This is a genomic window from Novosphingobium sp. 11B, assembly GCF_054589055.1.
Window position 1 is genome coordinate 71,266 of sequence record NZ_BAAILP010000044.1, and the last position, 11,247, is coordinate 82,512.

Annotated in this window: 6 protein-coding genes; 5 read left to right on the forward strand and 1 reads right to left on the reverse strand. The window is 60.6% G+C overall.

Annotation, left to right across the window (positions count from 1 at the left end; translation table 11 throughout):
- Positions 1–783 precede the first annotated feature (783 nt).
- A complete protein-coding gene (locus tag ACYPYD_RS03875) occupies positions 784–3,174 on the reverse strand; it encodes a TonB-dependent receptor (RefSeq protein WP_459662144.1) in 2,391 nt (796 codons plus the stop codon).
- A 588-nt stretch (positions 3,175–3,762) separates the two neighbouring features.
- On the opposite strand from ACYPYD_RS03875, the gene ACYPYD_RS03880 reads away from it, so the two are divergent.
- From ACYPYD_RS03880 to ACYPYD_RS03900, 5 genes are all read left to right on the forward strand, one after another.
- Positions 3,763–4,893 (forward strand): N-acyl homoserine lactonase family protein, encoded by a 1,131-nt coding sequence (locus tag ACYPYD_RS03880; protein WP_459662146.1) that lies wholly within the window; start codon positions 3,763–3,765, stop codon positions 4,891–4,893.
- Positions 4,880–6,475 carry a carboxylesterase/lipase family protein gene (locus ACYPYD_RS03885; protein WP_459662147.1) on the forward strand — a complete coding sequence of 532 codons (1,596 nt, stop codon included), beginning with the start codon at positions 4,880–4,882 and terminating at the stop codon, positions 6,473–6,475. The genes ACYPYD_RS03880 and ACYPYD_RS03885 overlap by 14 nt, the downstream gene beginning before the upstream one ends.
- A 452-nt stretch (positions 6,476–6,927) precedes the next feature.
- Positions 6,928–7,425: an RNA polymerase sigma factor gene (locus tag ACYPYD_RS03890; protein ID WP_459662148.1), complete on the forward strand. Its 498-nt coding sequence runs from the start codon at positions 6,928–6,930 to the stop codon at positions 7,423–7,425.
- Entirely contained in the window at positions 7,418–8,443 is a 1,026-nt protein-coding gene (locus ACYPYD_RS03895) for a FecR family protein (RefSeq protein WP_459662149.1), read from the forward strand. Before ACYPYD_RS03890 ends, ACYPYD_RS03895 begins: the two co-directional genes overlap by 8 nt.
- 72 nt (positions 8,444–8,515) lie before the next feature.
- Complete coding sequence (locus tag ACYPYD_RS03900) at positions 8,516–11,059, forward strand: TonB-dependent receptor (RefSeq protein ID WP_459662150.1); 2,544 nt, start codon at positions 8,516–8,518, stop codon at positions 11,057–11,059.
- Positions 11,060–11,247: the final 188 nt, after the last annotated feature.

The following is an 11,247-nucleotide window of genomic DNA, read 5'->3' on the forward strand; positions in this document are numbered from 1 at the left end:
TGCTTCTTACACGAGAGAAGAGGGAATTTCCGGCAAGCCATCGGGTTATCTCTTTGCCAAGAGGGATCACCCCCATGGCGTAGGCGCAACGCTCCTTGGCAGCGTCGGCCGGTGACCAATCTCTCGCCATTCTCAAAGCTCCAAAACGATGCTGACAGAATGGAGAATATGGTCATTTTGTCAATTGGAGGATGCCACCGATTTGGAGGCGGACCGGCAACCTACATTTTTGCTGCGGCTCGATGATCGGATGATGATCCTGTCATCGAGCCGCTTTTTTCGGGGAATGCGCAGCCACTAAGTAGGCAACGAAGTTTGTCGCTTCAAACAAGTCGGTTTCAGGTTGGCGCAAGAGTTTGTGACTATCCTCACACCAAAGAACAACGCGCCATTTTAGCGCACGCCGGTAGTGCGCGGGAGGCCCCGCAAAATCGGTAGAAAATGCGAGCGGCGATGGCAGGCTGGTGATGTTTACTGGCCCAAAGCCGTCCCGAATATGCTGGACGACTCAACGATTGCATTGATGCGGTTCGCCGTTACCTCCGCCGGTTGCCGGCCGACACTGCGGGGCATGCTGGTTGCCGGCGGGTGAGCGAAGAGGGGCAGTCCTCTCACTGATGCAGTCACCTGCGGGGCAGGGATAGCGAACGACGCGCTGGCTATGGCTAGCTGGCGAGCGGTCTCCGTCGGGGGCGGGCAAGGCCCCGCATAGAGTGTCACTGTTCTTATTCGCGGCCAGGCGTTCAACACGCATAGGCCGCGAATGCACGTACGGTGCCTTTCCTAGAAGCTGAAGCCGACGCGCCCGCCGAAGTAGCGGGACGAATCGCGGGCATACAGACCCGTCAGTGTAGGGACGGGTGAGAAGCCGTCGCGCTGCAGCAGAGCATAATGATGGCGGTTGGTGACATTGTTGACAAACAGATCTGCTGTCCAGCGGCCGGAATGCGAATTGATTCCCGCCGTAAGGTTCAAGATTGCGAAGCTGCCTTGGCGGGCATAGGGGTCACCGAATAGATCGAATTGCGTCTTGCTCTGATATCGCAAGAACGCACCGAAATTTGCGTCGAAGGGCGCGGCCTCGAGCGGCAGCGTATACCTGATCGAAGTGGTGGCCTTCAACTTCGACGTATTTGGCAGACGACCGCGCCGATTCTGCAGCCCGTCCAAGCAGCCTTGCGCCGCCGTCTGGCCAATGAAGCACTGTGCGCCGGGATAGTCGAGGATCTTCGCATCCAGATAGGACGCATCCAGTCCCAAGCGAAGGTTTCGCGTGACCGCGAGGCTGCTCGAAAGTTCCGCACCCTGCGTGCGCACGCGGCCGATCGCAAAGAGCCGGATGGTCGGCACTTCATTGATGTCGCCATTGCTCTGCTGCAGCGACTGCACCTGATAACTGCGATAATTCGCCCGGAAAACCGACAAGTTGATCGTGAGCCGGCGATCGAGCCACTGCGTCTTGAAACCAGCCTCGTAGTTCTGGACCTTCTCGCTGGCCACCGGACGCAATCCCCTGGCAGTCATCGCGCTGCCGCTGTCTTCCAGATCGTAAGCTTCACCGGTCTGCGCGTTGGCATATGTGACATACCCCATGACATCCGGCGCGATCTCCTGCTGCACGCTCGCTTCTCCTGAGACAAAGCCATAGCCCGACGAGCCGTGGGAACGAGGCGCGGTACCGTCCGCAAACACCCAGTCGTAGCTGGTGCGGTCATGCTGGTAACGCAGGCCGCCCGTCACTGAAGTTCCTGGCAGGATTTCGTAAGTCAGCCGGCCGTAGGCAGCGAAGCTTTTCGTGGAGGCAGAGCGGTCCCAGTCTACCGGAAACACCGGCGCCCGGCTGTAAGGCTGGAAATTGTCGGTGTCTGAATAGATGGCACCAAGCAGGTACTGGAACGCACCCGCGCCGCCAGGTGAGGCCAGTCTTACTTCCTGCGTCAAGTATTTGGTATCGACGTCTGTCTCGGCCGTAACCCGTTGGCCGAGGAAAGTGTAGCCGACAAAAAGATCGGAACGCGGCTGCGTGCTGCGATTATAGGTTGAGATTGAGCTCAGCGTACCAAGCGACATGTCATAGTCGGCCCGCAGGCTGACTCCCTTGTTGATGTTTTGCGTCAGGCCATTTCGTGGCGAGGACACCGTGGTGCTGTACGGCCGGACCTCTGCGCCAGGGTGCAGGCTCGCCAGCGTTGATCCCGGCACCAGCACCGAACCGGCACCGGGCTCAGCATAGACGTAGGCGTTGCCGCCGATCAGACCGGCGGTGCGGAAGGAGGCTTTGGTATAATAGCCGGTCAGGGTGAAACTGAGATCGTCCGTAGGCGACCAGCGCAGTTTGCCCCGAACGCCGCGCTGATTGAAGCCGCCGAGGCGGCGATTGTTGTCGGCAACGTTGCGCAGCGGGCCGGCCCAACGATCGTAGTAGCCCGAAATGCTGAACCCGAGAGTGTCGGAGAGCGGTCCGGAAAAATAGCCTCCAACGCGGGTCTGGGCGTCGTCGGTTTGTTCGGCGGTGAGTTTGCCCGTGAATTCACGGGTCGGACTATGCGTCACGATGTTGATGAGACCGGCTGCGGCGTTGCGACCCGACAGCGTAGATTGCGGGCCAGGCAGCACTTCGACACGCTCGATGTCGGTAAGTTCATTGGCCAGTGTTGAAAAGCTTGGCTGCGGCACATCGTCAATCACGATACCGGTCTTCGTCTGAACGCCGATCGAGAGCGCAAAAGACGCAATGCCGCGGATCGCCGGAGGGCTAGTCGGCGTTGCCACGGCGCCCTGGATAGCCGGCGAAACACGGCCCAGATCTTGAAGGTTGGTCACGCCGGATTGCTCCAGTTGGGCACTGCCCACCACCTGGACGGCCTTTGGCACGTCCTGTACGTTTTCCGAGCGCTTCTGCGCGGTAACCACGATAGCGTTGTCATCGCTTTCGTCGCTTGCCTGCTGCGCTGTTGCCTGGTCCTGCGCGCTGGCCGCCGAAGGGACGATCGCTCCCAGCGACAGCAATGCGACAGCCACGATGCCATACTGGGATACGCCCGCGCTCAGCGAATTGCGTAGCGCGGAAAAAGGGTGGCTCATTTTCGTTATCTCCCGGCCGGACACTCCAGCGCCGGCAAAACCGCTGCAATAAGCGTGCCGTTTGCGCTTCGCTGCCAGCGAAGTGCGCATGAGGTAATTCCCGACCCGGAATGGTCCGGTCTACTTCGTCATTCGACGGTCGTGGAAAGCGACGCATGCGCGGGATGAATCTGCTGTTACGAACTCTTGCTTGTGCCGGTCACGAACGGGGCCCTGATACGCAAGCGGTGTGAGGAAAAGACGCTTGGCCGCGCCTGGGCCGACCACTGAAACCCAACCAGGAACTGCATGGAAGGCTAGCCGCAGGATTGCCAGGGTGTTGTCCCGGATCGCCCGCACAATCGCGGTGGCGGACATCCGACAAGGCGGCTAAAGTTAATCTGGATCGGGTCGAAGCGCTCTTGCGGGCCGATTTCAGTGATCCGCCCGTCACCGCTCTGTGCCGAGCTCCGTCGCGAACGGCCAACTGCAGCTCCGTTGCTTGCCGGTTTGATGGCCCCGGCTGCGTGGCGGCGCAAGATGTCCTGCAGGGCTACAGTGACCGCCATGGCTACACACGAGGGTAGCTGGGGCGGTCACTTGACGGCAAACGCTGCCATTGACGCCCATTCCTGCCGTTAGTTCGATCGCCGTCGGCGACTGGCACGATCCCTGCATCGCAACCTCGTGAGGGTGCGGATGCTGTATCCGGTATTTAACCGGCAGGGTGAGATGGGTGAGATGGGTGAGATGGATCCGAGCCGTTCCAGAATTTTTGTTCATCCGCGTATCGATGGGGGAAGTGCGTTTGCGAAGGCTTTGGGCCGATCCAAAATCCCGGCGACGGTCATGAAGGCGATGTCGCCTTTTTTCGCCGCTGCCGGTCGCCCTGCAAGTCACGAGCATTTGCACTGCAACGATGTCGCGCATAGCGGCTGCGACGGGACAGTCCTGAGAGGCAAGGAAACACAAGGGCGGGCGCCGACGGGCAGGGGGAGGCGGATAGCATCGATAATTGCGGCAGTAATAAGCCTGAACATCCTCGCTCCCGCAGTCTATTCGCAGGATATTCCGGGCAAGACCGGAACGCCCTCCGCAGCCGTCGAGCTGCGGCGCATGCAGTGCGGGAAAGACAAGTCGCTGCCCAAAGCAATGTTTTCCGACACGTTTCTCTACGCTGACGACAGTCAGAAGGACTTCACCTTCAGTTGCTACCTCATCCGTCACGGGGACGACTATCTGGTGTGGGATGCCGGGCTTCCTGAAGCCGATGGTCCGCACATTGTCGATCAGCTCAAACAGATCGGCATAGCCCCCCGGCAGATTAGGTTCCTCGGCATCAGTCATTTTCATTTCGATCATATCGGACAGGCAGCCGACCTGCCCGATGCGACGCTCCTCATGGGCGCTGACGACCTTGCCGCCATCCGCAAGGGTGGAACCCTCCCGGATGGGTCTACGGACAGCGCGAAGAGGCTCGCACCCTGGATCAGCGGCGGTAAGCCCGTGGTCGAACTGACAGGCGACTACGATGTGTTCGCAGACGGGACGGTGGTCATCATGCGGATGCCAGGTCATACACCCGGGCATCGTTCCCTGCTGGTCCGTCTCCGCCGTACGGGAAATGTGCTGATTTCAGGTGACCTCTATCACTTTCCCGAAAACCGTGCTGGACATATCGTCCCTGTCTTCAATACGGACCGCGCCCAGTCGCTGGCATCGATGGATCGCTTCGAGGAACTGGCGCGCCGGCTCAAGGCGACCGTCATCATCCAGCACGAGCCGGCCGACATCGCCAAGCTGCCAAAGTTTCCCAATGCTGCGCGGTGACCGCGCCCCATTAGCGGCTGTCTCGCTTGTGCTTGCGGCTACGGCGGGCGCGACCACTGTGGCATTCGCGGCTGACGAGGCGGGGCCGCCTTCGACAGTTCAACCTACCGTCGTCGTTGCGGAAGGGCGCCTGTCAGGTGCCACGCGCCAGGACGTGTCGATCTATCTTGGCATACCCTACGCTGCGCCGCCTACTGGTGAGGGTCGCTGGAGTGATGCTCGGGCCGCTGTCACCTACGATGGCACTCGAGACGCGCGCGGGTTCGGCGCCAGTTGCCCGCAGCCGACAGGCGGGCCAGTCGATCCGCGCTTTGCGATGTGGACGCAGGAATACCTTACGCCGTCGGAACCGGGCATCGACGAGGACTGTCTTTTCGCAAATGTCTGGACGCCGGATCCGGTGATTGCCAAGGCGCGGTCGCGCAAGTTGCCCGTGATGCTGTTCCTGCACGGCGGCGCGTATTTCTCGGGGTCGGGCTCGGTACCCGTTTATGACGGGGAAAAGCTTGCCCGCAGCGGCATTGTCGTAGTGACGATCAACTACCGGCTTGGCGCGCTGGGCTTCATGGCCCATCCCGAACTTACCGCTGCCCAAGGTGGATCGGGCAATTACGGAATTAGGGACCAACTGGCGGCGCTACGCTGGCTGCAGCGTAATATCGGCGCATTCGGCGGCGATCCGCACAAAATTACCGTGGTGGGTCAATCAGCCGGCGCTGGCTCGATTCTGGCATTGCTCGCGGCTCCGGCAGCGCGCGGATTGTTTCGCGCCGCAGTGATCCAGAGCGTGCCGCTCAAGGGCAATTTCAATCCGCTTGCCGGGGAGGAGCAGATCGGCGTCGAATCGCTCGTCAACTGGAATGCGCGCGATATCGCGGCCGCACGACGACTGCCGGTCGCACGGCTTCTAGAGCCACAGCGCGGCAGACCTCTGCGTTTCCTGCCGGCTGAGGACGGGGTCGTGGTCCACAAGGGTGCCGAGCAACGTGGAATCGTTAACCAAGTCCCCTTAATGATCGGCTATACGCTCAACGATCTGTTCGTGCCGAGCCGAGCGGTAACCGCAAGCGCATGGCGCACCGAAGCGCGAGAGCGATACGGAACGGAGGCCTCGGCGTTCCTGCGTTTTTATCCGGGACGGACCGATCGCGAAGCGAGCGACAGTGCGCAGCGTGAAGTTACGTCTCGCGTCGAGATGGGGGGTATTTTGCACTGGCTTGAAACTGCACGGCCTACCCGTCCCGTCTACGCCTATCTGTTCAGTCACGAGGAGCCGGGAACAGCGGCCGGTAATTTCGGCGCGTTTCATTCGTCCGAACTGCCCTATGAATTCAATACGCTGCACCTTTCGCCGGGGCGGCACTTCACATCAATCGATCATCGGGTAGCCGAACAGTTTTCCGGTGCGTTGGTGAATTTCGTACGCACTCTGTCGCCGGCAGGCGGACCGGTGCCAGCTTGGGCCCCGCTCACCCGTCAAAACAAGACAATCATGGAATTCGGTGACCAAGCGCGAGCCTCGCGGATGATGCCTGAAGGCGCGGAGCTCGTGCTCGCGCGCGGTCGTCCACCGGGACCATGAATGACCTCGGGTTAGCATGGTGCGCCAGCCGTTCGATGGCGACACTTCCGATCGGTTTCAGGTGCTTGAGACCGAGCCTGCCCGGCGCGCGCTCATCGGCGTATTGCACACAACAGTGTGGGGCCGGGGTTTCACGGGGGCAGAAAGTCCGCGAGAGTCTCCACTTCCGGCACGGCGTACTCGGCCAAGCTGCCCCTGCAGTCCCGGGTGGGATTGCAGGCTGCAGACGGATGTGCGGACACGCGCAGGGATTTCTCAGCAAGCGGCAGCGTCGATTACGAGTGGGCGGGCCAAGCACAACGCTCAGGCGAAAATCGCCGAAAGCGCCTCCGGGCCGGCGAATAAAAAATCGCAACGAAAACATATAAAACACAGGTGGGCGGGAGAGGCCAGTGCTGGCGTGGGATCGCAAATCGCTGAGAATGGAGAGCACTCGCGGCGAGCGAGAAAGTATGCTCGACTTGCTGGTCAGGCTCTATTCCCGCTCCCTCGCCCGTTTTTTCGAGCGCCGGGTACGCAATGCGCATGACGTGCCCGACCTTGTCCAGGATGTCTTCCTGCGCATGAGCGCGCTGCCCGATCCGCTCAGCGTGGAAAAGCCTGAAAATTACTTGTTTGTCACTGCCGCCAGTGCCTTGCGTGACAAAGCCAGGCGCGACACTGCGCGGCGAGCCGACTTGCATGACGAGTTGGACCATCGGCTCCACTCTAGTTGCACGATCACGCCACTGCGCACTCTCGAAGGGCGCGAGGCGATCGAAAGGCTTCACTGTGCGTTGATGCAATTGCCCGAGCGCAGCCGTGATATCTTCGTGCTGCGCATTTTCGAGGACTGCAGGATGGTCGACATTGCCGCCGCGATTGGCGTGTCCCGCCGGGCCGCGGAGAAGCACTATGCCCGTGCTCTTGCACACGTCGTTCTCGCATTGGACGAGTGGCGTCATGATTGAAAGGACGGACGGACAACTCGCGGCCGCGATGTGGGTCGGCGTCCTGGAGGGCGGCGCCGACGAGCGCACTCGCGCTAGGTTCGAAAAATGGCGGGGTGCGCAACCTGGCAATGGCGAAGCCTTCGATCGCATGTCCGATACCCATGCGCGGCTTTCTGCAGTCGCCGAGGTCGATGAGATCCTGTCATTGCGCCAAGAGACGCTTGCCCGGGTCGTGGCACGCCGCAAGAGCCGGACAGCGGTCAGGGTGGGACTAGCGGTGTCGCTGGTCGTCGGCGCCTTGGTGTATGGCGTGCATTCTCTGCATCCTGGCCGCGCGCCGCAGCTTATGGCCGATGCCAGCGCGCCTGTCGGCGAACTGTTCGCCACGGCGGTTGGGGAAAGAATGACGATCACTTTGCAGGATGGATCGAAGATCTCGCTCAATACCGCGACACGCATGAGAATAGCCTACGGGCCGTCAGAGCGCCATATCACGCTCGAGAGCGGGCAAGCGTGGTTCGAAGTAGCCCACGATCGCCGACGACCGTTCCGGGTCCTCGCCGGAGGGCAACGCATAGAGGCGCACGGCACGGCCTTCGATGTGCGCACGGCGCCGGGGCGGACCGAAGTCATGCTCGCCCAAGGCCGGGTCACCGTGGAGAGTACAGGGCAAAACGGTGTTATCGCCAACATCGCCATGAATCCGAGGGAACTGTTGGTGGCCTCCTCGACCGGTGTTTCTGTCCGGCACGTTGGCGACCTTGGCAGATGGCAATCCTGGCGCGAGGGCAGGGTGCTGTTGGACAATGTCCCCTTGTCGGACGCCATCGCGGAGATGAACCGTTACACTTCGATCCGCCTTGTCGCGGCTGACGAGCGGACCGCGCGCATTCGCATGAGCGGATCGTTCAACGCGGGGGCGACCCAGGCATTCCTGGAGGCGCTCGCCTATGGATTTCGGATAGACAGCCGCCAGCAAGACCCGAATACGATCGTTCTGCATCGCAAGTGGGGGGCTGAAAAAAATTCGCCTTGAGGTTCGCAAATCCGGGCAGCCTGCGTCTTGGAATGCAGCCCAAAAACAAGGGCGCATAAGAGGAGGGGTAAAGTGGCTGTTCTTTCACGTCTTTTAATCGGCGCCTTGAGTGTCTCAGGCATCGCCATTTCCGGGCCGCTTCATGCGCAGGTCGCTCAGACCCAAGTGTTGGTAAAGATCCCCGCTTCCAAGCTGGAGAGCGGCCTCGACTTGCTGATGAACCAGACGCGGCAGCAGATTCTTTATGCACCAAGTTTGGTGCAGGGGAAAACGACCATGCCCCTGGTCGGTATCTACGCTCCGGACCATGCACTTGCGCTATTGCTGAGAGGCACCGGCCTTCGCTTTTTGCGGACCGCCAATGGTGCCTATGTCTTGGAGGCCAATCAGGCGCCCCCGGCGTCGCGCGCGCCAGACGGTCCCGCTACCAGGACGGTGGCTGCCGCTACTGCCAATGACGCAGGGGTCGAAGAGATCGTCGTGACCGCGCAGAAGCGGACGGAAAACCTCAACACAACGGCAATATCCGCAGATGTGCTGTCCGCTGCGCGCCTCGATCAAAAGCACATTACCACGCAGTTGGACCTCGCGCTCGTAACGCCCTCGCTCGCGATAGGCGATGGCGGCATCAGCGCCGCAGTCAACATTCGCGGTGTCGGCCTCAGCCTGAGCAGCGGCATCATTACCTCGGGCGTTGCGGTCTACCGCGACGGCATGTTCCAGCTTCCCTCGGCCCAGGACGAGCCGCTGTTCGACATGGCATCGGTGGAAGTCCTGCGCGGTCCCCAGGGAACCTTTGTCGGTTCCAATTCGACCGGCGGCGCAATCTTCTACAACACCGCCAATCCGGAATTCGGCGACGTCAAAGGCTATGTCAAGGCCGGATACGGCGCCTACAACGATGTTTCGCTACAAGGCGCGGTAAACCTGCCGATCTCGAATACGCTGGCCGCGAGAGTGTCGTACTTCCTGCAGCGGCGTGACAGCTTCTTCAAGCAGGAAGGTACCATCGCGGGCGACACCGCCTTGCCTACCCTGCTGAGCTTCAGGCACCCCGGAAACCTCGACAAGAAGATGATCCGCATCGGCCTGATGTGGGAGCCTAACTCAAACTTCACGCTTCTTTCAAAAACCGCGTTCTGGCAAAATCGGTCGGATGGCTATGCCCATGTCATGGCGACGGACAATGCCTATTACGACGGACGTCCTTTGCGATACGTGCTCGATTACAATGTGCCGAATACACAGGATAATGGGCATTACTTCAGGCAGATACTTCAGGCGGACTATACCTTTGACAGCGGCTTGAACGTGCGCGCAACGGCGGGCTACGTTCATGTCAGCAGCAGCTACATTGATGATTTCGATTCCAGCTCCTCTCCCGGCGATCCCTCGACAGGCCTGCCGCCTGCCAATTCGGTGTTCGCCAACAAGCCTCTGGGTCGTCTCTATACCCAGGAAATCGACGTTATTTCGAAGCGTGATGCGCGGTTCTCGTGGATAGCAGGCGCCTTTCACTACTGGCAGCTGGCGGTGGCCCACCTGAACATCGCACTGCCTGGTGTGACGGTTCAAGGCGATGTCCCGCCTTACCGAAGTGCATGGGCTCCCTTTGCCCAAGGGACTTACCAGCTCGTGCCCGGCAAGCTTGAGATTCAAGCCGGCGCGCGCTACACCAGATCGAAATCCTGGCAGAAGGGGCAGACCACCCTGTACTTTCCAGGTTCCTCCACACCGCTCGTAATTCAGCAGGCAGCGCGGCAGTCCGATTCGGCTGTCACCGGAAAGATCGGTCTGAACTGGACGATCTCGCCAAATCAGTATGCCTATGCATTCGCGGCCAAAGGCTACAAGGCAGGCGGGACCAATGGTCCCAATTCCCCCAATTTCCGTCCGGAAATCGTCTACGATTACGAAGCCGGCCTCAAGTCGAAGCTCTTCGACGGACACCTGAACACCCAGATCAATGCCTTCTACATGGATTATCGTCACCTCCAGCTATCCAACTATATCACACCGACCGGTTCGTTTGGCGGGGCTACCGGCGTATCCAATGCCGGCCCGTCGAAAATCTGGGGCTTCGAGGCGCAAGCGCAGGCTCGCTTCGGGGCATTGTCGCTCGATGCCAATGTCTCCAACGTGAACTCCAAGCTCGGCGACACCTTCTACATCAACGCCAATGCGCTTCCCGGAGGCGGTAGCAGCCCGCTGGGGCCGCAGTGCGGCGCCGGTGCTCCCAGCAACCCGCCAACATGCTTCGACTACGGCCCCTATTCGCGCAACCTGTCGGGTCAACCCAATCCCTATTCGCCCAAGTTCACCTTCAACGGCGGCGTGGGGTACGATATCGGGGTCGGGAATGGCACACTGACGCCGCGGGTGTCCTTCACGTATATCGCGAAGCAAAACCAGTCGGTTCTCAACGACCGGGCTAATCGTATCGCCGCCCACTCGATCACCAATGTCAGCCTGACCTACAACTCGGATGCATGGACCGTGGAACTGTACTGCACGAACTGCACGAACTCGATCTACCAGGTGGGTAACACCTTCGGGCCAGCCTACTTCCTTGGGGCACCGCGCCAGTATGGATTGAGCGTGCAGCGCAACTTCTGATGATATCCCTCGACGTACAAGGGGCATCGTTCCTCTGCTATGCCTGACCATCCCTTCGCCAGTGCGCTCCTCCCAACTGGCGAGCCGGCCAACCTTGCGGGTAACCGCGGGTTGGCCGGCGACGGGGTCAGAAAAGCCGAAAAGTAGGTCGAAACATCGTGGGAAGGGCCGGTGAAAATATCCGGACC